This is a genomic window from Nocardia sp. NPDC023733 (assembly GCF_040639775.1).
Taxonomy (GTDB): Bacteria; Actinomycetota; Actinomycetes; order Mycobacteriales; family Mycobacteriaceae; genus Nocardia; species Nocardia rosealba.
This window is the reverse complement of sequence record NZ_JBFAAN010000003.1, coordinates 503,069-525,662: the sequence shown is the minus strand read 5'-3', so window position 1 is coordinate 525,662 and position 22,594 is coordinate 503,069. Positions and strand designations below refer to the sequence as shown.

Annotated in this window: 24 protein-coding genes; 10 read left to right on the top strand and 14 right to left on the bottom strand. The window is 67.9% G+C overall.

The window, feature by feature from the left end:
* Positions 1-520 precede the first annotated feature (520 nt).
* The 5 genes from AB0F86_RS17880 to AB0F86_RS17860 all read right to left on the bottom strand — a co-directional run bounded on the left by AB0F86_RS17880 (position 521) and on the right by AB0F86_RS17860 (position 6,766).
* The gene (locus AB0F86_RS17880; protein ID WP_356985477.1) at positions 521-2,890 is read right to left on the bottom strand and encodes a DUF2339 domain-containing protein; all 2,370 of its coding nucleotides are present in this window, start codon (positions 2,888-2,890) and stop codon (positions 521-523) included.
* A gap of 72 nt (positions 2,891-2,962) precedes the next feature.
* Positions 2,963-3,646: a DUF1707 domain-containing protein gene (locus AB0F86_RS17875; RefSeq protein WP_181699860.1), complete on the bottom strand. Its 684-nt coding sequence runs from the start codon at positions 3,644-3,646 to the stop codon at positions 2,963-2,965.
* Between the two features lie 60 nt (positions 3,647-3,706).
* Positions 3,707-4,357, bottom strand: a complete 651-nt coding sequence (locus AB0F86_RS17870; protein ID WP_356985476.1) for a response regulator transcription factor — start codon at positions 4,355-4,357, stop codon at positions 3,707-3,709.
* An 8-nt stretch (positions 4,358-4,365) separates the two neighbouring features.
* Positions 4,366-5,547 carry a DUF5931 domain-containing protein gene (locus AB0F86_RS17865; protein ID WP_356985475.1) on the bottom strand — a complete coding sequence of 394 codons (1,182 nt, stop codon included), beginning with the start codon at positions 5,545-5,547 and terminating at the stop codon, positions 4,366-4,368.
* The gene (locus AB0F86_RS17860) at positions 5,528-6,766 is read right to left on the bottom strand and encodes an AI-2E family transporter (RefSeq protein WP_181699855.1); all 1,239 of its coding nucleotides are present in this window, start codon (positions 6,764-6,766) and stop codon (positions 5,528-5,530) included. The genes AB0F86_RS17865 and AB0F86_RS17860 overlap by 20 nt, the downstream gene beginning before the upstream one ends.
* A gap of 72 nt (positions 6,767-6,838) precedes the next feature.
* On the opposite strand from AB0F86_RS17860, the gene AB0F86_RS17855 reads away from it, so the two are divergent.
* Positions 6,839-8,359, top strand: a complete 1,521-nt coding sequence (locus AB0F86_RS17855; protein ID WP_181699867.1) for an adenylate/guanylate cyclase domain-containing protein — start codon at positions 6,839-6,841, stop codon at positions 8,357-8,359.
* 4 nt (positions 8,360-8,363) lie between these two features.
* Positions 8,364-9,446 (top strand): YbhN family protein, encoded by a 1,083-nt coding sequence (locus tag AB0F86_RS17850; RefSeq protein WP_225281549.1) that lies wholly within the window; start codon positions 8,364-8,366, stop codon positions 9,444-9,446.
* Here AB0F86_RS17850 and AB0F86_RS17845 read toward each other — a convergent pair.
* Together AB0F86_RS17845 and AB0F86_RS17840 are read right to left on the bottom strand one after the other, a co-directional pair.
* On the bottom strand, positions 9,443-9,799 hold the full coding sequence (locus AB0F86_RS17845; protein WP_181699852.1) for a DUF3054 domain-containing protein: 357 nt from the start codon (positions 9,797-9,799) through the stop codon (positions 9,443-9,445). The genes AB0F86_RS17850 and AB0F86_RS17845 overlap by 4 nt on opposite strands.
* A 25-nt stretch (positions 9,800-9,824) precedes the next feature.
* Entirely contained in the window at positions 9,825-11,411 is a 1,587-nt protein-coding gene (locus AB0F86_RS17840) for an NTF2-like N-terminal transpeptidase domain-containing protein (RefSeq protein ID WP_356985474.1), read from the bottom strand.
* 479 nt (positions 11,412-11,890) lie between these two features.
* On the opposite strand from AB0F86_RS17840, the gene AB0F86_RS17835 reads away from it, so the two are divergent.
* Both AB0F86_RS17835 and aroQ read left to right on the top strand, forming a co-directional pair.
* Positions 11,891-12,457 (top strand): hypothetical protein, encoded by a 567-nt coding sequence (locus AB0F86_RS17835; protein WP_067497800.1) that lies wholly within the window; start codon positions 11,891-11,893, stop codon positions 12,455-12,457.
* An 82-nt stretch (positions 12,458-12,539) separates the two neighbouring features.
* A complete protein-coding gene (aroQ, locus tag AB0F86_RS17830) occupies positions 12,540-12,992 on the top strand; it encodes a type II 3-dehydroquinate dehydratase (RefSeq protein ID WP_356985473.1) in 453 nt (150 codons plus the stop codon).
* Here the strand turns inward: aroQ and AB0F86_RS17825 are convergent.
* A complete protein-coding gene (locus AB0F86_RS17825) occupies positions 12,989-13,435 on the bottom strand; it encodes a nitroreductase/quinone reductase family protein (RefSeq protein ID WP_356985472.1) in 447 nt (148 codons plus the stop codon). The two genes, aroQ and AB0F86_RS17825, sit on opposite strands and share 4 nt — an antisense overlap.
* A gap of 132 nt (positions 13,436-13,567) precedes the next feature.
* Between AB0F86_RS17825 and AB0F86_RS17820 the strand changes: the two genes are divergently transcribed.
* From AB0F86_RS17820 to AB0F86_RS17810, 3 genes are read left to right on the top strand one after another with little or no spacing between them, the layout of a single operon-like run.
* A complete protein-coding gene (locus AB0F86_RS17820; RefSeq protein ID WP_356985471.1) occupies positions 13,568-14,488 on the top strand; it encodes an ABC transporter ATP-binding protein in 921 nt (306 codons plus the stop codon).
* Entirely contained in the window at positions 14,485-15,324 is an 840-nt protein-coding gene (locus AB0F86_RS17815) for an ABC transporter permease (RefSeq protein ID WP_356985470.1), read from the top strand. Before AB0F86_RS17820 ends, AB0F86_RS17815 begins: the two co-directional genes overlap by 4 nt.
* Positions 15,314-15,550, top strand: a complete 237-nt coding sequence (locus tag AB0F86_RS17810) for a helix-turn-helix transcriptional regulator (RefSeq protein ID WP_067643518.1) — start codon at positions 15,314-15,316, stop codon at positions 15,548-15,550. Before AB0F86_RS17815 ends, AB0F86_RS17810 begins: the two co-directional genes overlap by 11 nt.
* A 45-nt stretch (positions 15,551-15,595) precedes the next feature.
* Here the strand turns inward: AB0F86_RS17810 and AB0F86_RS17805 are convergent, their stop codons facing one another.
* The gene (locus AB0F86_RS17805) at positions 15,596-16,465 is read right to left on the bottom strand and encodes an NAD(P)-binding domain-containing protein (protein ID WP_181699837.1); all 870 of its coding nucleotides are present in this window, start codon (positions 16,463-16,465) and stop codon (positions 15,596-15,598) included.
* Between the two features lie 144 nt (positions 16,466-16,609).
* Here AB0F86_RS17805 and AB0F86_RS17800 point away from each other — a divergent pair, with 144 nt between their 5' ends.
* Positions 16,610-16,936, top strand: a complete 327-nt coding sequence (locus AB0F86_RS17800) for a helix-turn-helix domain-containing protein (RefSeq protein ID WP_067497730.1) — start codon at positions 16,610-16,612, stop codon at positions 16,934-16,936.
* Positions 16,937-16,943: 7 nt separating this feature from the next.
* On the opposite strand, the gene AB0F86_RS17795 is transcribed toward AB0F86_RS17800, so the two are convergent.
* Complete coding sequence (locus AB0F86_RS17795) at positions 16,944-18,068, bottom strand: glycerate kinase (protein WP_356985469.1); 1,125 nt, start codon at positions 18,066-18,068, stop codon at positions 16,944-16,946.
* Positions 18,069-18,270: 202 nt separating this feature from the next.
* Here AB0F86_RS17795 and AB0F86_RS17790 point away from each other — a divergent pair, with 202 nt between their 5' ends.
* A complete protein-coding gene (locus AB0F86_RS17790; protein WP_067497724.1) occupies positions 18,271-18,582 on the top strand; it encodes a GNAT family N-acetyltransferase in 312 nt (103 codons plus the stop codon).
* On the opposite strand, the gene AB0F86_RS17785 is transcribed toward AB0F86_RS17790, so the two are convergent.
* Positions 18,576-19,337 (bottom strand): 1-acyl-sn-glycerol-3-phosphate acyltransferase, encoded by a 762-nt coding sequence (locus AB0F86_RS17785; RefSeq protein WP_067643509.1) that lies wholly within the window; start codon positions 19,335-19,337, stop codon positions 18,576-18,578. The genes AB0F86_RS17790 and AB0F86_RS17785 overlap by 7 nt on opposite strands.
* A 105-nt stretch (positions 19,338-19,442) precedes the next feature.
* Between AB0F86_RS17785 and AB0F86_RS17780 the strand changes: the two genes are divergently transcribed.
* Positions 19,443-20,081: a YqgE/AlgH family protein gene (locus tag AB0F86_RS17780; protein ID WP_181699833.1), complete on the top strand. Its 639-nt coding sequence runs from the start codon at positions 19,443-19,445 to the stop codon at positions 20,079-20,081.
* A gap of 42 nt (positions 20,082-20,123) precedes the next feature.
* Here the strand turns inward: AB0F86_RS17780 and AB0F86_RS17775 are convergent, their stop codons facing one another.
* From AB0F86_RS17775 to AB0F86_RS17765, 3 genes are all read right to left on the bottom strand, one after another.
* Positions 20,124-20,906 carry an ABC transporter permease gene (locus AB0F86_RS17775; protein ID WP_181699830.1) on the bottom strand — a complete coding sequence of 261 codons (783 nt, stop codon included), beginning with the start codon at positions 20,904-20,906 and terminating at the stop codon, positions 20,124-20,126.
* On the bottom strand, positions 20,903-21,859 hold the full coding sequence (locus AB0F86_RS17770; protein WP_181699828.1) for an ATP-binding cassette domain-containing protein: 957 nt from the start codon (positions 21,857-21,859) through the stop codon (positions 20,903-20,905). Before AB0F86_RS17770 ends, AB0F86_RS17775 begins: the two co-directional genes overlap by 4 nt.
* A gap of 105 nt (positions 21,860-21,964) precedes the next feature.
* The gene (locus AB0F86_RS17765; RefSeq protein ID WP_067643858.1) at positions 21,965-22,489 is read right to left on the bottom strand and encodes an EXLDI protein; all 525 of its coding nucleotides are present in this window, start codon (positions 22,487-22,489) and stop codon (positions 21,965-21,967) included.
* Between the last annotated feature and the right edge of the window lie 105 nt (positions 22,490-22,594).

The following is a 22,594-nucleotide window of genomic DNA, read 5'->3' as shown; positions in this document are numbered from 1 at the left end:
AAACGGCTCGACGGCAACTCCGGAGGACGATCCCCAGGCGGACACCCGCACGGAGATCGAGAACTGGATGGCGCAACTTCGTTCCTCCCGCCGCGGCAGCACTCCGGTCGACGAAGGCCGCCACCACGGCGACGACGGCCGCACGGTGAGCGTCAACGAACTCCTCCGCCGCCGCAACGACGAGACTCCGTAAGCCCCCTCCGACAAGAACTCCGGCCACGGCCCCTCCGGGATCACCGTGGCCGGAGTCGTCTCCTCGGCACATCCTCATGATCCGACGCCGACTGGCTCGTGAGAACCACGCTCGCCCCATGAGCGTGGTGATCGACGACGAACCAGCGGGTATCCGCCGGGGCCGAGTGGCCCGATAGCTCCGCGAGATCCGGACAACTGATCACCACGCTCTGGTGGCGGCATCGTGCGAGTGGCTCCCGCCACCAGAGCGTGATGATCGCCTGACCAAGTGGGCGCGGGGTGATGTCGAGTGGTTGGGAGCGCGGTAGGTGGGGGTTCGGCGGGGTCAGGGCTTGTGGTCGGGGGTGGCGAAGGCTTGGGCGTAGCGGGTGCCGGTGAGGAGCAGGAGGGTGCCGACTGCGAGGAAGGCCGCGACGCGGATGAGGCCGGAGAGGGTGGCCAGGTCGAAGAGGAAGAGTTTGGCGAGGGCCGCCGCGACCACAAGGAGGCCGGAGGCCAGGCACACTTTAGCGACGGCAGGGGCGGTGCGGAGGTTGCGTAGGCCGACGAAGAGTGCGGTCGTCGCGGCTGCCATCCAGATGATGGTCGCGATGCTGTGGCCGATGAGGAAACCCTGTGTGCCGCTGAGGGATACACCCGTCGACACCGTCGCGACCAGGACGAAGTACAGGCTGGCGAGGCTGACGGCGACCCATGTTCCGGTGATGAGCGCGTCGTTCCCGCCGGGCAGTCGCCGCACGGTCCAGGCGACCATCGCGGCGGTGCCGAGGCCGAGTAGTGCGGCGAGCACCGTGGCGCCGTCGAGATGGCGGATCGCGAGGCTTTGCGCCGCAAGGGTTTCCGGGTCGGCGATCGCGAACAGCACCAGTCCGCCGAGCAGGGCGAAGGCAACGCCGAGTCCCGCGCAGACCCGGTTTCGGCCGGCTGCGGCGACACCGAGGAACGCGAGCGCGGCCGTGAACAGCGCGGTCGGCAGGAAATGCGGATTGTCGCCGGTCGCCGTGGTGCAGGTCTGCAGCAGCGCAAACGCACCGGTGAGCGCCGAGACCAGCGCCGTATGACGTGGGATGTTCAGCCGCACGGCCATGTCCGGTCGCAGCGCGGTCGCGGCCACTGCGAGCAGCACGCAGGCCAGGATACCGGTGATGGATGCGGAAACCGCTCGGTCGAACAGCGGCGCCGCGGCGAGTACCGGCAGTGCGGTGAGGGCGATGGTCACACTGGCGGTGATGTCCCCGGCGCGATGCCGCACCGTCAGCAGAGCACCGATGATCCCGACCACCGCACACGCGATCGCCGCCATCAGCAGCCCTTGCCGCTGCGCTGCCTCCTCCCCGGCAATCCCCGCCTCGAAGCTGCTGACAGCGATCAATCCGAGCGCGGCCAGCACCACCGGCAGGGTCCGCGCCACATGCAGCACCGGCCAGTCCCGCCGCAGCTGCACCGGCACCCCGGCGGCCTGCAACACCACGAGAAACGCGAGCAGCATCAACTCGCTCGCCACCGCGGGCGACAACACCGCCGCCCCGACCACAACCCCCACCGCCAACGGCTGCGACTGCCACCGCATCGCCAGCCCGAGCCCCACCAGCGCCACAACCAACGCCACCGCGAGCCCGACCCCACCCGGCACCCAACGATAAAAGCCGGTCACCGCAACAACATCCAGGTACAAGCCCGCGATGCCGGTGGAAACCAATGCCAAACCGCCGACCCGCCCACCGGCTCGGCCCATCACCCGGCAGCCCACACCGACCAGCGCCACCGAAAACACCCCACCCGCAACAACTCTCGCCATCGGCCCGAAGAACCCTGCCTGAGCGGCCAGCACCAACAACATCAACACCCCGATCAAGGTGACCCCGGCCCCAGCCACCGCCAACACCCGAGCAATCACCCCTTCCCGCTGCCACCACGCAACCTGAGGCTCTGCCGGCGCCCGCCCTGCCCCCACCGGCCCACGCTGCCCGAAGCCCGGCCCCCAACCGGTCCAAGCACCGTGCGGCGACTGGATGTGCGTCCCCGTCCCAGGTACATAACCCGTCGCCGACTCTCGCACAGCAAGCCCTGGCGCTGGAAATCCAGCCGCCTCGGCCCCGCTCGCCACCGAATCCCAGGGCGACGAGGAACCAGCCACCCCATGCCCCGGCACCGCAGGCCCGGACGCCACATTGCCCTGCACGGCAAACCCGGGTATCCCCGCGCCCTGTCCTGCAGATACGGATGACGCCGAACCAGCCGACGCAGACACGATCGCACCGGCCCTCGATTCAGGCGGGCTGGATCCGACGGCGGACCCACCGGGGCTCGACGGATCTTGCGCCGGCAGACCTCCGGCGGCGTTCTCCCACCCTCCGTGCCCTTGCCCGGCCGGATGGCCTACCGCGCCCCACCCAGCCCGATCGGCACCATCGCCGGTACCAGAACCCGGCCGAACCTCGCTCTCCCTCGACGGCCCACCACGAGCCGCCGTCAAACGAGCCTGCGCGAGCAACCACCCGGCGGATTCCCGTCCACCCGACGCCACGCCGGCCTGCGTACCAGTCGATCGCCCGGCACAAGTCGGCGACTGCCCAGGCAGGGTCAACTGTTCACGCAGAACACCCAGATCCGCCCCGACACGGCCCAACCGCACCCCGAGGGTCGTCAGTTCGTCAGACAGGCGTGCGACCAGCGCAGGATCGATGGCGTTCATAGGCCCATGGTCCGCTCACCACGGTCGCCGGGCATGAGTAGAACCACCCGGATGGGGGTGGTTCCTACCTGATCATTGCCCGAGGAACCGCCGCCACTGCACCATGAGGGGGTACTTGGCGGTGACCGAGCCGAAGCGGACGCGACCGTGGACCACCAGGTGCAGTGGGCCGATGGGTGGGCCGGTGCGGACGCGGTTGTTGGCGCTGGAGCCGATGAGGGTGAGGCCGTTGAGGTCGACGGTCGCGGCGGCGGGGACGAGCAGGGTGAGGCTCGTGCAGTAGTCGTCGACCTGGATTTCGACGACCTGGGTCTGCATCACGGCCGAGGTGAAGTCGAGGGTGACCCCGGACATCAGGCCGTTGAGGTGCAGTCTCGGCGGCACCTGCCACGGCCCGCGCCGCTGCACGCTGGACAGCCTGCTGCGGATGACGGCCGGGTTGGTGCCGCCCGGTACGGGGGTGTGCCGGGGTTTCGGCATGGCGGCCGGTTGGGGTGCGCCCGCGATCCGCATGCCGGGCAGGTCGACGAGGACGGCGTTCAGTTCGCCGCGCGTCTTGGCCGCGAGCGCGGTGTCCATCCGCTCGGTGAACTCGCCGAGCGACAGCATGCCGAGGCCGACGGCGCGCTGTAGCAGCTGGCCGACGTGTTCGCGTTCGGAATCGGATACTCGCAGGTCACGATCGCCGACCGGGCCCGCCGTCGGCGTGCCGGGGACGAAGGCGCTGGGAGCGAAGAGGGAATCGGGACCACCCATGTTTCGAGGCTAGCCAGGAACACCGACCCGCGCATCAGGGCAAACCCCCAATTCCGTGTCCTACTCGAGGCCCTGTTCGATGGCGTACCGGGTGAGTTCCACCCGGTTGGCGAGCTGAAGTTTGCGCAGCGTGGCCTGCACATGGTTCTCGACGGTGCGGTGCGAAAGGTTGAGCCGCGCGGCGATCTGCTTGGCGGACAACCCCTTGGCGACCATCCGCAGCACCTCGGTCTCGCGGTCGGTCAGCGACGGCCGGTGGGGTTGGTCGGGTTCGGCGGGTGCGGTGGCCATGCGCCGGTATTCGCCGAGCACCACCCCGGCCAGGCCGGGCGTGAACACCGGCTGACCGGCGGCGGTGGCGCGCACCGCGTCGATGAGTTCGGCGGCCGACGCGCTTTTCACCAGATATCCGCTGGCCCCGGCTTTGATCGCCTCGAGCACATCGTCGCGTTCGTCCGATGCCGAGAGCACGAGCACCCGGCTGTGCGGTGATACGCGCAGCACTTCGGCGGTGGCGGTCGCCCCGTTGCCGTCGGTGAGCTGCATGTCCATCAGCACCACGTCGGGTTGCACGGCGGCGGCGCGGCGGGTGGCGGTGCCGACCCCGTCGGCGGTGGCGGCCACGGTGAACCCGGCCTCGGTGAGGTCGCGCGACACGCCCTCGCGCCACATCGGATGGTCGTCGACCACCATCACGCTGATGTCGCCCATCGCTGCTCCTAGCTCGCTCGGTGCGCCGCGTGGCGCGGGATCCGGAATTCCCATTCGGTGCCGAAGTCCTCGCTCAGCAGTTCGGCCGTGCCGCCGAGCGCCGAGATGCGCCCGACGATCGAGCGCGAAACACCCATCCGACCTTCGGCAGCCGCTTCGGCCAGCCTGCCCGGCGCGATGCCGACACCGTCGTCGCGCACACTCACCACCAGCATGTCACCGGTGTCCTCCAGCAGCACATAGGCTTTCGCCGCCGCACCGGCATGCAATTCGACATTCGACAGAGCCGTCGCCACCGCGGCCGAAATCTCCTGGGCGACACGCCTTCCGACGAGTACCGGGTCGCCGGGCGTGGCCACCGAGACCTTCGGTGTCGCGCGTGCGGTGAGCAACGGCCGCAGGTCGACCTCGGCCGCGCCGGAATCGGCCCGGTCACCCTGTTCGGAGAGCAGCACCCGAAGCGCCACCTCCTGCTCGCCCGCCCGCTGAGCGAGTTCGCTTGCCGCCCCGCCTATCTCGCCGCCGCGCCGTTTGATGTAGGCGAGCACCTGCAGTACCCCGTCGTGCACTTCGCGCGCCAAGCGCTCGCGTTCCTGCGCGGCGGCGGTCATCCGCAGCGCCCGTTCGAGCTGCCCCTGCGCACGCCGCGCCGTATTGGCCGCCAATCCGAGCGCCAACCCCACCGACACCAGCACAGGTGCGGTCGCATCACCCCATACGTCCTGGCCCCACTGGTCACGCACGGTCACCACGACGGCCGACATCACCAGCCCTGCAACAACTCCCGCGACGGGTCCACGCAGAATCGCCATCGAGATCACCGAGTTGGCGATCCACAGCGTGGTCGGCAGGGTCTGATGCCCGTGATACCAGTCGTAGTCGGCGACGAGCCGGGTGGAGGCGATCAGCAGCACCGTCACCACCTGGTCGCCGACGACGACCCATCCGCGAATCCGGCTGGTCGCCTCGGGGAAGTACCACTGCGACAACATCAATGCCGAGGTACCCGACCAGATCGCCATCAGCGCGATCAGCACCCAGCTCAGCCGTGGATGCTGGTAGTAGGGCACCGACGCGATCTGCTGACCGATCGCGTACAGCAACGTGACCAGCCGGAATGCCTGGGCGGCCCGCCACAGGGGCGCGGTCGCCGCGTCGGCCGAGCTCAGCTCAGCTGTGTGGGTCCGCATCGCCGGACTCGTCTGTCGCCTTGCGCAACCGCGCGGTCACGTCGAACCGGCCCGGCTCGGGTTTGTCGGGCTCGGCATCGAACAGGCCGCCGTCCCTGGCACCGGCGAGCTCGCCGTACGCCTCGTCGGGGGTGTCGGCCAGCAGATAGCGAATCGCGGTGTTGCCCACCGCGATCAGCGGCACGGCCAGCAGCGCGCCCGCGATCCCGCCGACCACCAGGCCCGCGGTGATCGCCAGCACCACCGCCAGCGGGTGGATGCTCACTGCACGCCCGAGCAGCAACGGCTGCAGCACATGCCCTTCCAGCTGCATCACCGCGATGATGATGCCGAGCACGATCAGCGCGGTGACGAAACCCTTGGTGACCAGCGCGATGAACACGGCGACGAACCCGGCCACGACCGCGCCGATGATCGGGATGAACGCGCTGATGAACACCAGCGACGCCAACGGCAGCGCCAGCGGAACGTGCAGAATCGCCAGCCCCGCACCGATGCCGATCGCGTCGACACCAGCCACGACCACGGTGGCCCGCACGAAACCGACGAGTGTGCCGAAGCCCAGTTCGCCTGCGGTGCGCACCTTTTCGCGATGCGGTGTGGGCACCACCCGGGTGATGAAGTTCCAGATCTGATCGCCGCCGTAGAGGAAGAAGATCAGGATGAACAGGATCAGGAAAGCGCCGGTGAGGATGTGACCGATGGTCGTCGCGGTGGTGAGCGCACCGCTGGTGAGGCTTTCGCGGTTGTCCTGGATGGTGCGCACGATGGTGTCGCCCGCACTGCGGATCTGCTGGTCGCTCAGGTGCGCGGGCCCGTTGATGAGCCAGTCCTGCACCTTGTGCACGCTGTTGGTGACCTCGTTGGACAACGCGGGCACACCGTCGACGAACTGTTCGACGACGAAGGTCATGATCCCGGCGAGCAACCCGATCGACCCGATCAGCGCCACCGACACGCCGATCGCGCGCGGAATCCCCACCCGCTGCATCCAGTCGACCAGCGGCGCGAGCAGCGCGGCCGCCAGCAGCGCGATGGCCAGCGGGATGACGACCGTCGCGAACTTCTGCACGATCATGCCCAAGGCGATCAGCGCCGCGAAGATGATCAGCAGCCGCCAGCACCACGCGGCCGTTTTACGGACCAGCGGATGTACTGCCTCGGCGTCGGAACGCCACGGCGTGGACGCGGGCCCGGAATCCGGCTTCTGGACGGTCACCCGAGAGAGCCTATCGGTCGCAACGCTAGATTGGTTGTCGTGTCGGCGCCTCTGGAAGCGGTCAAACAGACCATGCGAACGCGCTGGCCGCTGTATCTGACCTCAGTACTGCTGGCCAATGCCTTCGGCGCGGTGCTGGTCTGGGCGTTCATCCAGTACGGCCTGCCGGTCCCCGAGGGTCATCAGGGTGGTGTGCGCGAAGCGGGTCTGCTTGCCCCGCTGGTGGTGTTCGGTGCCGCCGCGGTGCTCAGCATCATCGCCGCCGCCATCATGTTGCGCCCGGTGATGCGCTGGCAGATGCGCGGTGGTCCGCCGAGCAGGCGCGAACAGATGGCGGCGCTGCACGTGCCGTTGCGGCAGTCGATCGTGCACCTGATCCTGTGGATCATCGGCGGCGCCATCCTCGCCGCGCTCATCATCGCCGAATCGCCGGAGCTGGCGGGCGCGGTGATCGTCACCGAATGTATGGCCGCCACCATCGTGTTCGGCTTCACCTACATGCTCGGCGAACGCATTCTGCGGCCGGTCGCGGCCGAGGCGCTCACCGAGGGCACCTTCGACCACACCCTCACCCCCGGTGTCGGTACGCGTATGGCGATGACCTGGGGAATGGGTACGTTCGCGCCGACCATCGCGATCGTGCTGCTGTGTGTCACCCAGATCTCCTCGGATGTGAAGTTCTCGGCGAAGTCGCTGGCCATCTCCATCCTGCTGCTGTGCGGCGTGGTGATCCTGCAGGCGCTCGCGCTGTCGATGCTCACCGGATCGTCCATCTCCGACCCTGTTCGTCAGCTGTCCCAAGCCATCAACAGGGTGCAGGCGGGCGCGCGTGACGTGCAGGTGGAGGTGTACGACGGCAGCGAGATCGGGCTGCTGCAGGTCGGTTTCAACCGGATGATGGAAGAGGCCGCCAAACGCCGCAAGCTGCAGGAGCTGTTCGGTCAGCACGTCGGTGAGGAAGTCGCGCAGCGCGCGCTGGACTACGGGACCGAACTCGGCGGTGAGACCCGCTTCGTCGCGGTGCTTTTCGTCGACATGGTGGGGTCGACCGCCGCCGCGGCCGAACGTCCGCCCACCGAGGTGGTGAGCCTGCTCAACGAGTTCTTCCGGGTGGTCGTCGACGTGATCGATCGCCACCACGGCTTCGTCAACAAGTTCGTCGGCGACGCCGCCCTCGCCATCTTCGGCGCACCGCTCGACCGCCCCGACGCACCGACCGCCGCCCTGGCCGCCGCCCGCGAGCTGCGTGAGGCGCTGCGTGAAGTGACCACCCTCGATGTCGGCATCGGCGTGTCGGCGGGGCTGGCTGTCGCGGGCAATATCGGCGCGGCGAATCGTTTCGAATACACCGTGATCGGCGACCCCGTCAACGAGGCGTCGCGACTCACCGAACTGGCCAAAGAGCACCCCGGCCGCGTTCTCGCTTCGGGTAGCGCGCTGTACTTCGCCTCGGAAAGCGAGCAAGACCATTGGGAGACCGGCGACGAGGTCCAGCTACGTGGCAGACGCAGAAAAACCCGCCTGGCCTGGCCGAAGCCGGTCGCGGCCAGGTCCGGCGTGGACCAGGGAGAACAGTCGCGTTCGCTAGGCTGACATGGTGACGGCCGACGGCGACCTAGCAGGCGATCCCGCCGCGCATCCCGTCGTGCGCCGGCCCAACCGTTTTCGCTGGGTGAAATGGGTGCTCGGCGCGATCCTGCTCGCGCTGCTGGTCGGCGAGGGCGTGTACCTGTGGCCCCGGCTGCACGAATCGTGGCGCACGCTCACCGAGATCCACTGGGGCTGGGTGCTGCTGTGCGTGTTCACCCAGGCCGTGTCGATGAGCGGGTTCGGGCGGGTGCAGAAGCAGCTGCTGCACGCGGGCGGGGTCGACGTGAGCCAGGGCAAGTCGGTGTCGGTGGTGTACGGCGCCACCGCCATGTCGCTGACGCTGCCCGCGGGCCAGGTGTTCTCCACCGCCTTCACCTATCGCCAGACCCGGCGCTGGGGCGCCAGCCCGATCGTGGCGTCGTGGCAGCTGGTGTTCTCCGGTGTGGTCGCCGCGGCCGGGCTCGCGCTGCTCGGTATCGCAGGCGCTGCCCTGGTCGGTCAGGGCATCGGCGTGAAACTCATCGCCACCCTCGTTCTGCTCGGTGTGGTGCTGGTGGCGGGCAATTATCTGGCCAGGCATCCGGGCACGCTCGAGGCGATACTGCGCAAGGTGCTCGCGCTGGTGAACCGATTACGGAAGAAGCCCGCCGGCCACGGCATCGCCAAGTTGGCCGAGATCCGGGCGCAGTTGGAATCGGTCGACCTGGGCAAACGCGACGGCGCGCTGGTGGGGGTGTGGGCGCTGGTGCACCGGTTCGCCGACGTGGCCTGTCTCGGCGCGGCGTGTTACGCGGTGGGCGCCGATCCCAAGCTGTCCGGTCTGCTCATCGCGTTCGCCGCGGGCAAGGCGGTGGGTTCGATTCCGTTCGCGCCCGGCGGCATCGTCTATGTGGACGCCACCCTGATCTACGGTCTCACCGCCGGTGCGGGCCTGCCCGCCGCGCAGGCGGTCGCCGCCGCGTTCGTGTACCGGTTCGTGAGTTTCATCCTGGTCGCGATCGTCGGCTGGATCGTTTTCGCGTTCCTGTTCCGCACCAAGCAGGCCGACGACGAGGAATACGAGGCCGAGTTCAAACAGCGCCGGATCTAGCGCAGCGCACGCACAGCCGCGCGCCACCCGAGCAGGAACAGCGCGAGCACCGAGGCCGCCACGATCATGAAGCTCACCGCGGTCCCCTGCCCACTCACCGCCCGCAACACCATCCCACCGACGAACGTCGATCCCCAGATCACCACCCCACTCGGCCACAGCGCCGCCGGATCGAACCGCCTCCCCCGTGCGATGACCCAGGCGATCCCCCACCCGATGAGAAGCCCGACCGCGAACGGCCACACCGTCTTCACCAGCCCGGCAAGCACATCCTCGTCATGACTACGCCGCCCGATCGCACAAAAGACGATCACGAGCAGCACATCGACAGCGAGGGGCGCGAATCTCTTCACACCGTGCAGCCTAGTTGTGCGCTTCTCAAGCTTCGGGGGTGGCCAGGGACTTCAGGAGGACGGAGGCCAGGCGGGAGGTGGCGTCTCCGCTGTCGACATCGGCGATGTGTACCGCGAAGGCCAGATCCCCCATCGTGGCGAGCAGCCAGCCGTCGGATCCGCCGGTCGCGGCGAACGCGGTGACGTCGCGGAAGCCACGCAGCGCGGCGGTTTCCGGCTTGTTGATGCCCTCGTGCATCATCGCGCGCAATCGGTCGACGGCGGGCGGGGGCAGGGCGGGGATCGGGTTGTCGACCTTGCCCGGCTTGCCTGCCTCGATCATCGGCGCGGCCACCTCGCCACGCGCGATGGCGGCGGCGGCGAGCGCCATACCGAACGGGCTGGCGAGCACCGCATCGGAACCGGCGCCCTGACGCACCTGTTCGGTGCTGCGCCCGGGTGCGGCGATCCGTCCCGTGACCTCGTCGAGCCCGGCCACCTTGAAGTCGACACCCACGCCGAGCGCGGCGGCGGCCTCCGAAGCTTCCTGCACCGAAACATCTTGCGGCGCTTTGTTCTTGGTCGCGGCGGCCACAGCGCGGAACAACTCCATCGTGCCGCCCGCCGGGAACAGCCCGGTGAACGCGATGGGCCCCTTCTCGGTGGCGTAACTGTTCTGCGCCACCGCGACAACGGCACCGGTCGACGGCTGGATCGCCACCACCGAGGCGGGCGTGCCGACGCTGACCACCGCGTCCTCGGCGGCCCGCTGCAGGCGCTGATCCATGGTCGCGGCGATATCGGGACCGGCGGGGCCCTGGTATCCGGCCACCTGGTTGACGAACCGTCCGTCGGCCTCGAAGATCTGCACGCCCCAGCCGGCCGTGGCCTCCAGACTGGCCTTCCACACCTCGCGCAGCGAGTCGAGCATCGGCGACCAGGTGCGGCGATCGGCGGAGATCAGCTTGGGCTGCTTCTCCATCACCACGCCGGGCACCTTGGCCATCCTCGGCTCGAGAATGGCGAAATCGCCCTCGCGCAGATTCACCGCGACCACCGGCTTGCCCTGCGAGGCAGCGAGCTGCTCCATCAGGTAGGGCCCGGTGATGAGCGGGGCGACGGGTTCGATGGCATCGGCCAATGCATTGGTGGAGGCGACGAGGTCGCCGGTGCGGGCGGGGTCGATCTTGATGACATTGATGATCTGTTCGGTCATCAGCGGCTCGCCCGCCAGGTCGACCACGCGCGGCGGCGGCTTGGCCGTGGTTCGCACGAGCTTCACGGTGCGGTTGTTCGTCAACTGCGGCATCACCACGGCGGGGTCCCAGCTGATCCGCCAGCCGATGGCGAGCTTGCGGACGGTGCCCTGCAGCGTGTAGCTCCAGTCCTTGTTCTCGCCGAAGTTCCAGGCCACGTCCATGCTGAAAATGGCCGACTGGGCGTCGAGATCGATGACCTGGGTCTTCTCGTAGTCGACAGTGCCCGACTGCAGCCCCTCGAACATTTGCTTGATGGTTGCCGAAGCGGCGGCGGGGTAGGAGGTCAGATCGGCGGCTTTGGTGTAGTCCTGCTTGTCGAGCAGGTCGGTGAACCGCTGGACGACGGTCTCGGACTCACTCGTCTTCCCACCCACGCCACACGAGCACAGCGCCATCGCGAGGGTCGCAACCCCCGCGATCGCCATTGCGCCCCGGACGCGAAAGCGGCGGGATCCCCACACATCCATATCGCCCACTCTTCACTCTTGCCACTCCGGTAACAAAACAACCGTACCGGAAGTTGACCCGTCTCCGATGCCCCGGTAAACGGGACGCTATCCGACCTCAGCACCTCGATTGTGCCCGAACTCCGACCCCGTGAGGGGATGATTTCGAACCTCGCCCTGCCAGTGGCAACAACTGGCGCGCTTACCGTACCGGCAGGCCCGCACACTTGTGAGTATCTCGCATCGTCTGGCGATTCACAGCGAGGGTACCCATCGCCACCGACAACCAATCGCCCGCCACCGATCATCCGAATTCACGTTCACCCACGGCACAATCGCGCACCCGAATTCCGGCGTAATCTTGTAATCACTGCAACACATGCACTCTCCGACAGCAGGTGATCATCATGCGCAACGCCCATCGCGAACGCGGATTCGGCCGTCCCGGCGGCTGGCAACAGGCCGACCTACCCGACGCGGCCGATGCCGCCGACTGGTTCGCCGGACGATTGCCCGCCGACTGGTTCACCGGCCCGCCCGAACTCGAGATCGACCGCGACGAGATCGTCGTCGTCGGCGAACTCCCCGATCCAGGCGACGCGGACGCACCCGCCTCGGCGGCGACCCGCGAGGGCGCGCTCGCCCGCTTCCGCGAGTCGACCCGCCCGGCGCGCATGCGCATCGCCGACGAGGCTCAGCGCCGGTACGGGCGAAGCGTCGCCTGGGGCGTTCGGGTGAACGGTGAACGAATCCTGTTCACCCACTTGGCCGTTCCTGTGATGACGCGCCTGCGTCAGCCCGAACGCCAGGTGCTCGACACCCTGATCGATGCGGGCGTGGCCCGTTCCCGCGCCGACGCGCTGGCCTGGACGGTGAAGCTGGCGGGCAAGCACGCCGAGAGCTGGTTGGCCGAATTGCGCGAAGCCATGCGCAAAGTGGACGACCTACGCGCGGAAGGCCCTACCGGCCTCTGAGTTCCCGGCCCCGCCCGAGGGAACGTTCGACCCGATGACGGTGCGACGACCCGAGGCCGGGGCCGCGGGTTAGGCTCGACCCATGGAGACGTCCGTGCAGGCCACCGGTCCGATTCTCGTGCTGAACGGGCCGAACCTGAACATGCTCGGCACCCGTCAACCGCAGATCTACGGTTCCGACACCCTCGACGATGTGGTCGCCCTCTGCGAGCGCACGGCGGCCCGGTTCGGGCGCGAGGTGGTGGCGTTCCAGTCCAATCACGAAGGCGCCCTGATCGATCGGATCCATCAGGCGCGCGGTGTCGCGTCGGCCATCGTCGTGAATCCCGGTGGCCTCACCCATACTTCGGTCGCCCTGCGCGATGCCCTGGTGATTCCGGAGGTCCCGATCGTCGAGGTGCACATCAGCAATGTGCACGCCCGCGAGGAATTCCGGCACCACTCCTTCGTCTCCCCCATCGCCACCGCCGTCATCGCCGGGCTCGGCATCCAGGGTTACGTGGCGGCGATCGAGTTCCTGAGTACGCGGGTCTAGGCCAGGCGGAAGACGGGGAATCCGGGCGCGATCGCGGCGAGTTCCTCGTCGGTCGAGTCCTTACTGACACCCTCGAAGAAGGCGCCGACCTCCCAGCCGAATTTCTTCAGATAGAGGCGCAGTACCGGCACCTTCTCCGCATCGGGAACCTCGGTGGCCGAGAAGGTTTCGGCCTTGCGGCCGAGTCGCAATTCGCCCCCGCCCGCGACGCGCAGATTACGCACCCACTGGGTGTGGCCGCGCGGCGCGACCAGATAGCGAGTGCCGTCGGCGTCGGCGAGCACGTTCACCATGGTGGTGCGCCAGTCGCCGCTGGTGCGTCCGCGCACGGCGAGCAGCCGCGAACCCATGATGCTGATGCCAAGTCGCGGCAGCTGATTGACGACCCTGAGCAGGGTCGCCTCGATACCCGAGGGAGCCAGATAGCGACTCGCGTTCTCCATGCGCCAAGCATGTCAGTCGTCGACCGGAAGCGAGCATCGAGATCCGATTTGCCCGTTTTCGCGAAAGCATTGCCGCAATGAGATGTAGTACATATGCTACATCTCATCGAAGGTCGATGACTGGGAGGAATCATGGCTTCGAGTAACGGCGTCGTTCTCGACGTCCAGCGGTTGCGGATGCGCTACGACGAGGCGGATGTGCTGCACGATGTGACATTTCAGGCCACGCGCGGGGAGGTGCTCGTCATGCTCGGGCCGAACGGCGCGGGCAAAACCACCACGATCGAGATCCTCGAGGGGTTCCGCAGGAGGTCGGCCGGTCGGGTCGATGTGCTGGGGGCCGATCCCGAACACGGTGACGAACACTGGCGCGCCCGGGTGGGGGTGGTGTTGCAGTCCTGGCGCGATCACGCGAAATGGCGTGTGCGCGAACTACTTCAGCACCTCGGCACCTACTACCGCCCCTATGCCACGGCGAATGTCCAACGGCCTTGGGACACAGACGAGCTCATCGAACTCGTCGGACTCACCGAGCAGGCGGGTGCGAAGATCGCCACACTCTCGGGTGGGCAGCGGCGCAGGCTCGATGTGGCCATCGGCATCGTCGGCAGGCCCGAACTGCTGTTCATGGACGAGCCGACCGCCGGTTTCGACCCGGCCGCGCGTCGCGATTTCCACGATCTGGTGCACCGGCTGGCCGATCTGGAGAACACCACCGTCCTGCTCACCACCCACGATCTCGACGAGGCGGAGAAGCTGGCCGACCGCATCCTGATCCTGGCCGGTGGGCGGGTGATCGCCGACGGGTCACCCGACGCGCTCGCCCGCTCGATCGCGGGGGAAGCACAGGTGAGCTGGACCGTCGACGATCAACGGTTCGTGCACACCACCACCGAGTCCACCAAGTTCGTGCACGAGCTGTTCACCCAGCACGGTGCCGACATCGCCGACCTCGAGGTGCGCCGCGCCTCGCTGGAAGACACCTATATGACCCTGGTCCGGCGCGCCGAGTCCGGCGAGACCGTCCACGCACTCACGGAGGTGACCCGATGAACACCGCTCTGCGCGCCGGTTTCGCCCGCGGCCTGATCGAACTGCGGCAGGTCTACACCAACGCACCCGATCTGATCGGTCAATTCCTCACCCCGGCAATCACTCTCGGCGTGCTGTTCCTGCTGCGCGACCGCGACTACGGCGACAGCGGGCTCGGTATCGCCGAGCTGGCGGTACCCGGCCTGCTCGGCAGCATCATCGCGTTCAACGGGATGTACGCCATCCTCAATGTGCTGGTGCTCGACCGCGAGGACGGCACGCTGCTGCGGGCCAAGGCGGTGCCCAAGGGCATGGTCGGCTACTTCGTCGGCAAAATCGTGAGCACCACGGGGGCGGTGGTGGCGCAGGTGGTTATCGTGCTCGGTGTGGGAATGGCGATCATCGGCGGCTCGTCGCTGAGCGGACCCGGCGCGGTGGCGACCTTCGCATGGGTACTCGTGCTCGGCCTGCTGGCCGTGCTGCCGATCGGCGCGATCCTCGGCAGCGTGCTCGACACCAGGACGGCCTTCCTGCTCACCATCCCACTGATGGGCCTGATCGCGATCTCCGGCGTCTTCTACCCGATCACCGCCCTGCCCGGCTGGTTGCAGGTGCTCGGCCAGCTGTTCCCGATGTACTGGCTCGGCCTCGGCATGCGCTCGGCGCTGCTGCCGGGTGAGGCCGTCGGCATCGAACTCGACCAGTCCTGGCGTCATCTGGAAACTGTTGGCGTACTCGGCATCTGGGCCGTCGTCGGCTTGGCTCTCGCCCCGTTGGTGCTGCGGCGGATGGCCGAGCACGAGTCGGGCGCGACCATGGCGACGCGACGGGACAAGGCGATGCAGCGTGCCTTCTGAGGTCATCTACAACCGCATCGCGATGCTGCGCGCCGAGCGTGGCATCTCCCGGCGGGACCTCGCCGAAGCACTCGGCGTGCACTACCAGACCATCGGCTACCTCGAACGCGGCGAATACAGCCCCAGCCTGCACCTGGCGCTGCGCATCGCGGCCTATTTCGAGGTAGCCGTGGAGGTGGTGTTCTCCACCGAGCCGTTCCCCCGGCTCGGCACCGGAACGGCCTAGAACGAGCGAACCGTCCGACCCACGTCGGACGGTTTCGCTACTGCCTCAGGAGTTCTCGCCGCGCATCAGCTCATAGGTCGACACGGGCTTGCCCGCGGCCTCGGTGGCCGCGATGGCCTTGCGCCAGAACGACTGCGCCAGGTGCGAGAACGCCGCGTCGACACCGACTTCCTCGCTGGCGTCGATGATGTGCTGCGCGCCCGCGTCCATCATCTTCAGGCTGGCCAGGTCGGCCCAGCCGCCGTTCTGGTTCGCCACCGAGAACTGCTCCATGAAGTACGGGAAGGCCTCGCTGGCGCGGACCGCGAACGGAACGAACTGGGCGATGTCGTGACCGGACTTCGCGATCACGGCGGTGGCCTGGTCGAAGGCGAGCAGCCAGGGGTGGAAGATCACCAGCAGCGCCTGGTAGAAGACCTGTGCGAGACCGTCGTCGGCGCCGAGGTACTCCTGCGGGCTCAGCGGGCGAAGCAGGTCGGCGTGCGCGTCGAACACCGCCTTGGGACCGCTGTAGAAGATGTAGGACGCGGGATGGGCGATATTGTCGCCCGCCGACATCACACCACCCGAGAAGAACTCGGCGCCGCGCTCACGCACCCACTTCGCACCCGCCCGCGCCTTTTCGGGCGAATCGGAGGACAGGTTGGCGATCACCTTGCCGGGCAGGTGGTCGACCGCCTGGCCGAGCACGTCGTACATGGCGTCGTAGTGGGTGAGGCTGAGCACCGACACCTCGTTGGCGTCGAGCGCCTCGGCGACGGTCTCGGCCCGCTTGGCGCCGAGGGCGACCATGGCGTCGACCTTGGCGGTGCTGCGGTTCCACACGGTCACCTCGACGCCCGCCTCGAGGAAGGCCTTGACCATGGACTGACCCATCGGGCCCAGGCCGAGAACGGAAACTGATCGGGTACTCATGGTGTAGCCCTTCGCTTTTTCGATACGGATTGGTTCGGCGCCGGTTTCCATGGTGTCGGCGGCGGCAGCGCGCGGGAAGACCGCACGTCGCAGTGCGGTTGCTTACCTATAGGTTCGAAATACGGTCAGAAGGGTGCGCAGACGATGAGCAGTGACGCAGATCACCAGGTGTGTGGCATGAGCCTGGCCATCGACGTGGTCGGTGGCAAATGGAAACTGCACCTGATGTGGGTGCTCGGCGAAGGGCCGCAGCGATTCGGGAACATCCGGCGGCTGCTCGACGGTGTGAGCGAGAAGGTGCTCACCGAGAACTTGCGCCATCTCGAGGCGGCCGGGGTGGTGCGTCGCGAGATCTTCCCGGAGATCCCGCCGCGCGTCGAGTACTCGCTGACCCCGCTCGGCGAAACGCTGCGCGACGCGCTCGCCCCGCTCGAGGCGTGGGGCGACCGGCATCGTGCCGTGCTGGTGTGACCGGCGGCTACAGGTATTCGCGGGCGATGCGCTCGCCGATGCGTTCGAGTAGTTTCCCGGCGGTCAGCATCGACCGCGCCGCGTCGGGTTCCAGTTCGCTGAGCGGATAACAGGCGGCGAACCCGGCGGCGCGAATCTCGCCCGGCGACAGCATCGTTCGGCCAACCGCCGCCACTACCGGTACCCGCGCCGCGTTGGCCGCCGCCGCGACCCCCACGGGCGCCTTGCCGTGCATGCTCTGGTGATCGAGCGACCCTTCACCCGTCACCACCAGCGCCGCCCCCTTGACCAGCGCGGTGAATTCGAGCAGCTCGAGCAGCACGTCGATGCCGCTGCGCACCTCGGCGCCGAGGACGGCAAGCGCACCGAAACCGGTGCCGCCCGCCGCGCCAGCGCCCCCGATCTCGGCATAGCCGGTGCCGAGGACGGCAGCCCAATTGGTGAGTGCAGCTTCGAGTTTCACCATCATGTGCCGGTCGGCGCCCTTCTGCGGCGAGTACACCGCCACCGCACCGGCCGGGCCGAGCAGCGGGTTGTCGACATCGCAGGCAAGGGTGAAGCGTGCCCGCGCGACAGCGGGATGCAGGCCGGCCCGATCGACGGCCGCCACCCGGCTCAGCAGGGTGACGACATCCATCGCGGTGCCGTCCAGTTCGTCGTTGTTCTCGTCGAGCAGGCGCAGGCCGAGCGCGCGCAACAGCCCAGACCCGCCATCCGTCGACGCACTCCCACCGAGCCCGAGCACGATCTCGCTCGCCCCCGCGTCCAGCGCGTGCGCCACCACGACGCCGAGACCGAAGGTGTCGGCCCGCAACGGCGCGAGCCTGCCACCGGGAAGTTTCACCAACCCGACCGCCGCGGCCAGCTCCACCACCGCGGTCTCGTCGCGTATCGCGTACACCGCCCGCGAAGGCTCGCCCGTCGGCCCCGGCGCGTCGATCTCCACCCGCTGCCACCCGGCTGCGGCGAAGGCCTCGACCATTCCGTCCCCACCGTCGGCCACCGGCACCGCCCGCACATCGGCCCCGGGCGCCCGGCGCCTGATTCCCACCCCCAACGCGGCCGCCACCTCGGGCGCGGTCAGCGAACCCTTGAACTTGTCAGGGGCAAGCACCACTCGAGGACCACTCATCCCGACATTCTCCGGGCAAACCTCCGAACCCGCCACCGTCTTCGACAACCCCACTGCGCGAGTACGCACCACCCCCGCCTTTCCGGCCCCGCACTCCCCGACCTCGAGGAGGGGACGTCGCGAAGCGGCGGTTCGCGGCGGGACCGGCGGGGCCGCGAACTCGAGCGCGCCAGCGCTCCAACAAACACTGTAGCTTCTACACATGGCGACCGAGGTCCGCGAAAATACCGCGCTGGAGCGGTTCGAACTCATCTCCGACGGTACCCCCGCCGGCTACATCGAATACCAGGACACCGGTGCCGAACGCGCCCTCGTCCACACCGAGATCTACCCGGAGTTCCAGGGCCGCGGGTTGGGGAACACGCTGGTGGAGTCGGCGCTCACGACCAGTCGCAAGGAAGGGTTCGAGGTGCTGCCGATGTGTTCGATGGTGCTGCACTTCATCACCGAAAACCCCCGCTACATCTCCCTGGTCCCACAGGGAGCCAGGGAGATGTTCGGGCTGCCTCAGTAGTTGGCGACAGCCCCGTCGACGGCGGCTTGCAGTTCGTCCTTGACAAGGCGGGCGATATCGCCCGGTCGCGCGGGTAGCTCGAGCACGGGTGTTCGGAAGTAGAAGCTCGACGACACCACCTCGTCGGCGCCGGGTTCGATCGCGTCGGCGGGGCGCGGCCCGTAACTCAAGCCGATGGCGACGAGAGCGGGCGGGGCGCCGAGTTTGGCGGCACGGAAGGCGATGTGCCCGATACCGCTGCCGACCGGCTGCACCGTCTTGTGGTCGACGAGGTTGCAGGTGCCCTCGGGGAAGACCGCGAGGTGATCGCCGTCGGCGAGGCGCTGGGCGCACACGTCCATCATGCGCTGACCTGCCGCGTTCACCGCGCGTATGCCGTGGTCCTTGCCCCGGAACACCGGGATCCCACCCATCATGTCGACCTTGCGGCGCTGTTCTGGATCGGCGAACAGCTCGTCCTTGGCCAGCACACGTACCCGGCCGATCTTGGCGCGCAGCGGTGACCGCCAGGCCGCGGCGGCGACGGTGTACGGGTCGCTCGTGGACAGGTGGTTGATGGCGTAGATGATCGGCCGCTTGCCGCGCACCAGCGCGGCGACCTGCGCCTTGGCGCCCTCGGCGTAGCTGATCCTCGGCCGGAATCGCCGGGCGAGCACCGCGTAGGAAGCCAGCGCCTTCCACCGGTTCTGCCGATGTCGCAGGTAGTAGTCGTACACGGCGTCGCTGTCGTCGAGCAGGACTTCGGGCGTGTGCATGCCGCGACCCTACCGGGCATCGCCGGGCCGGTCGGGATGAGATATTTCCGGTTCTCCCCGGGTCGAGGGAAGCGCGGGACACCCATCCAATGCGATGATGGGCCGGTGGCACGCGGAGACGACCCGGACGAACGCCGGACTCGCGACGGGCACGGCGACGACCGACGGCGCGGACAGCTCGGTGCCCGCATCCGTGCCGGTAACCTGCTGGTGTCCGCGATCGACCTGGTAGAACCTACTTTTCGGCGGACAGTCGTGTACGTCATCGAGCACAACGACGCGGGCAGTCTCGGCGTGGTACTCAACCGCCCGAGCGAGACGCCGGTGCGCGATGTGCTGCCGCTGTGGGCGGATCTGGTGGCCGAGCCGACCGAGCTCTACATCGGTGGACCGGTGAAACGCGACGCCGCGCTGTGCCTCGGCGTGCTCCGGGTCGGCGCCGAGATCGGCGAGGTGCGCGGGCTGCGCCGGGTGGACGGGCGGGTGGTGCTCGTGGACCTGGACGCCGATCCCGCCGAGATCGCCCCGCTGGTGGAGGGCATCCGCGTGTTCGCCGGGTACGCGGGCTGGTCGATGGGGCAGCTCGAGGGCGAACTCGACAACGACGACTGGGTGGTGGTGTCGGCATTGCCCTCGGACCCGGTCGCGACCGATCGCCACGACCTGTGGGCAGGGGTGCTGCGGCGTCAGCCGCTGCCGCTGTCGCTGCTGGCAACCCACCCGATCGAGCTGGAACGCAACTGAAGTCCGGCCACCCCTGGCGAGGTGGCCGGATCTTGCTGTCTCTCAGCGGGTTTGTTTGCGGAAGATCGACTTCGACCAGAGGAACCCGCCACCGGCGATCGCCGCGCACCAGGCCAGCGACACCCAGCCGTTCACCCCGATCTCGGTGCCCATCAGCAGTCCGCGCAGGGTTTCGGTGATGGGGGTGAAGGGCTGGTACTCGGCGAACTGACGCAGGCCGACCGGCATGGTGTCGGTGGCGACCAGGCCACTGCCGAGGAACGGCATCATCACGATGGGAAACGGTGCGTTGCTGGCACTTTCGGCGTTCGGTGACAGCAGACCGAGGGCGATGGCGAGCCAGACGAAGGCGAAGGTCACCAGCGCGAGCAACCCGAAGGCCGCCACCCATTCCAGAGCGTTGGCGTTGGGCCGGAACCCGATGAGCAGCGCCACAGCGGTCATCACCGTGATGCCCGCCATCGCTTGGATGAGCGCGCCGAGTACATGGCCGGTGAGCATCGAGGATTGCGAAATCGCCATCACCCGAAAGCGGTTCACGATGCCCTTACTGGCGTCGGTGGCTATCGACACCGCCACCGACACCGTCATGTAGGCGGGCAGCAGCAACAGCATGCCGGGGGCCAGGTAGTCGATGTACTCACCGCCGGAAGACTTCTCGAGCGCGCCGCCGAACACGTAGTTGAACACGAGCAGCAGCACGATCGGCATGATGATGATGCTGAACGTCATGCTCGGGTAGCGCTTGGCGTGGGTGATGTTGCGGCGCAACATCGTCATGGTGTCGGCGAACGTGTGATCGCGCCGGACGGTCTGGGTGGTCATCGCACGGTCTCCTGGATGGTCGGCTTGCCGGTGAGGGTGAGGAATACGTCGTCGAGGTTCGGGGTGTGCACCGAGATGCCACCCGCCTCGATGTGATGGGCGTCGAGCACATCGAGCACCGCGCGCAGCGAACGCACGCCGCCGTCGCCCGGCACGGCGAGAGTGAGGCCGTCGCTGCCTTCGAGCACCTGCGCCGAGGAACCGAGGGCGAAGCGCGCCGCGTCGAGGCGGGCACGGTCGGCGAAGTCGATGCGGATGTGTCCGCCGGGAATGAGCCGTTTGAGTTCTGCCGCAGTGCCTTCGGCGACGATGCGGCCCTGATCGAGTACCGCGATGCGGTCGGCCAGCTGGTCGGCTTCCTCCAGGTACTGGGTGGTGAGGAAGACGGTGACGCCGAGGTCGTCGACGAGCGTGCGGATGATGTCCCAGATGGAGCGGCGGCTGCGCGGGTCGAGACCGGTGGTCGGTTCGTCGAGGAAGATGATGCGCGGATTGCCCACGAGGGTCATGGCCAGGTCGAGCCTGCGGGTCATCCCGCCGGAGTAGGTGCTCGCCGGCTTGTCGGCCGCCTCGACGAGGTCGAACCGTTCCAGCAGTTCGGTGGCGAGACTGCGGATCTCCCGCTTCGGAAGGTGGTTCAGGGCACCCATGAGCTCGAGGTTCTCGCGGCCGGTGAGCAACTCGTCGACGGCGGCGAACTGACCGGTGACGCCGATGAGTTCCCGCACGTCGTCGACCGAGGCGCGCACGTCGTGGCCGCCGACCCGGATCTCGCCGTCGTCGGCGCCGATCAGGGTGGTGAGGATCTGCACGGTGGTGGTCTTGCCCGCGCCGTTGGGGCCGAGCAGGGAGAAGATCGTGCCCTCGGCGACGGTGAGGTCGATGCCGTCGAGGACCGTGTGCTCGCCGTACGCCTTACGCAGGCCGCGGGCGGTGATGGCCGGGTGAACCATGGTCGTCCCTTTCCAGAAGATTGCATTCATTGGTGCGAATAAGTGCATGTTTTAGCCACACCGCCCCCTCGGGGCTGCGGTGTCGGTGGGAGTTGTTGTGGTGCGCTAGATGTCGAGGTCTTCGATGCGCGGGTGCGCGGTGACTTCTTCGACCTTGCGGTACAGGTTGTCGGGAATGCGGTCCTTCAGGTCTTTCAGATCGTCGAGGATCTCGTACTCGTAGTCGCCCCAGTCGGTGGCCTGCTCGCCGATGCCGAGCAGGCGCCGCCAGTTCTTCCAGTCCTTCAGATCGCCGAGGTCGTCGGACGGGTAGTCCTTCCACTTCGCGGTGTGGGTGGCGAGCACGAACTTGCCCTTGCGGCTGCGATACACCTGCTGATGCAGCGTTCGCTTGTCGGTCATATCGCGCCATTCGCCCAGCAGAACGCCCTGGAAGCGCACCTGCCGCACGCCGTCGCGACCGACCCGGAGCACGACCTCGTCGAACCCGGCCGCGCGACCCTCCTCCGACTCGATGAGTTTGCGCAGTGCGCTGACCACCGTGCTGGAGAGGTTGCCGCCGACGAGCTCCTGTGCCCGCTGGAACACCGGCAGATCGTCGTCGGATACGTAGATCGTCTTGTTGGGCATGAACTCAATATACATAGATGTATACGTACACACAAGGGTGGGTATTCGCCCACCCTCTGAACTCGGCGTCGGCGTGCCACGTAATCCCAGGTGACAGCAGTGATC

Excerpts from the sequence above, each read along its gene's own strand:
- AB0F86_RS17880 (WP_356985477.1), bottom strand. The coding sequence starts at position 2,890 with ATGAACGCCATCGATCCTGCGCTGGTCGCACGCCTGTCTGACGAACTG.
- AB0F86_RS17875 (WP_181699860.1), bottom strand. The coding sequence starts at position 3,646 with ATGGGTGGTCCCGATTCCCTCTTCGCTCCCAGCGCCTTCGTCCCCGGC.
- AB0F86_RS17870 (WP_356985476.1), bottom strand. The coding sequence starts at position 4,357 with ATGGGCGACATCAGCGTGATGGTGGTCGACGACCATCCGATGTGGCGC.
- AB0F86_RS17865 (WP_356985475.1), bottom strand. The coding sequence starts at position 5,547 with ATGCGGACCCACACAGCTGAGCTGAGCTCGGCCGACGCGGCGACCGCG.
- AB0F86_RS17855 (WP_181699867.1), top strand. The coding sequence starts at position 6,839 with ATGCGAACGCGCTGGCCGCTGTATCTGACCTCAGTACTGCTGGCCAAT.
- AB0F86_RS17835 (WP_067497800.1), top strand. The coding sequence starts at position 11,891 with ATGCGCAACGCCCATCGCGAACGCGGATTCGGCCGTCCCGGCGGCTGG.
- aroQ (WP_356985473.1), top strand. The coding sequence starts at position 12,540 with ATGGAGACGTCCGTGCAGGCCACCGGTCCGATTCTCGTGCTGAACGGG.
- AB0F86_RS17825 (WP_356985472.1), bottom strand. The coding sequence starts at position 13,435 with ATGGAGAACGCGAGTCGCTATCTGGCTCCCTCGGGTATCGAGGCGACC.
- AB0F86_RS17820 (WP_356985471.1), top strand. The coding sequence starts at position 13,568 with ATGGCTTCGAGTAACGGCGTCGTTCTCGACGTCCAGCGGTTGCGGATG.
- AB0F86_RS17815 (WP_356985470.1), top strand. The coding sequence starts at position 14,485 with ATGAACACCGCTCTGCGCGCCGGTTTCGCCCGCGGCCTGATCGAACTG.
- AB0F86_RS17805 (WP_181699837.1), bottom strand. The coding sequence starts at position 16,465 with ATGAGTACCCGATCAGTTTCCGTTCTCGGCCTGGGCCCGATGGGTCAG.
- AB0F86_RS17800 (WP_067497730.1), top strand. The coding sequence starts at position 16,610 with ATGAGCAGTGACGCAGATCACCAGGTGTGTGGCATGAGCCTGGCCATC.
- AB0F86_RS17795 (WP_356985469.1), bottom strand. The coding sequence starts at position 18,068 with ATGAGTGGTCCTCGAGTGGTGCTTGCCCCTGACAAGTTCAAGGGTTCG.
- AB0F86_RS17790 (WP_067497724.1), top strand. The coding sequence starts at position 18,271 with ATGGCGACCGAGGTCCGCGAAAATACCGCGCTGGAGCGGTTCGAACTC.
- AB0F86_RS17785 (WP_067643509.1), bottom strand. The coding sequence starts at position 19,337 with ATGCACACGCCCGAAGTCCTGCTCGACGACAGCGACGCCGTGTACGAC.
- AB0F86_RS17775 (WP_181699830.1), bottom strand. The coding sequence starts at position 20,906 with ATGACCACCCAGACCGTCCGGCGCGATCACACGTTCGCCGACACCATG.
- AB0F86_RS17770 (WP_181699828.1), bottom strand. The coding sequence starts at position 21,859 with ATGGTTCACCCGGCCATCACCGCCCGCGGCCTGCGTAAGGCGTACGGC.
- AB0F86_RS17765 (WP_067643858.1), bottom strand. The coding sequence starts at position 22,489 with ATGCCCAACAAGACGATCTACGTATCCGACGACGATCTGCCGGTGTTC.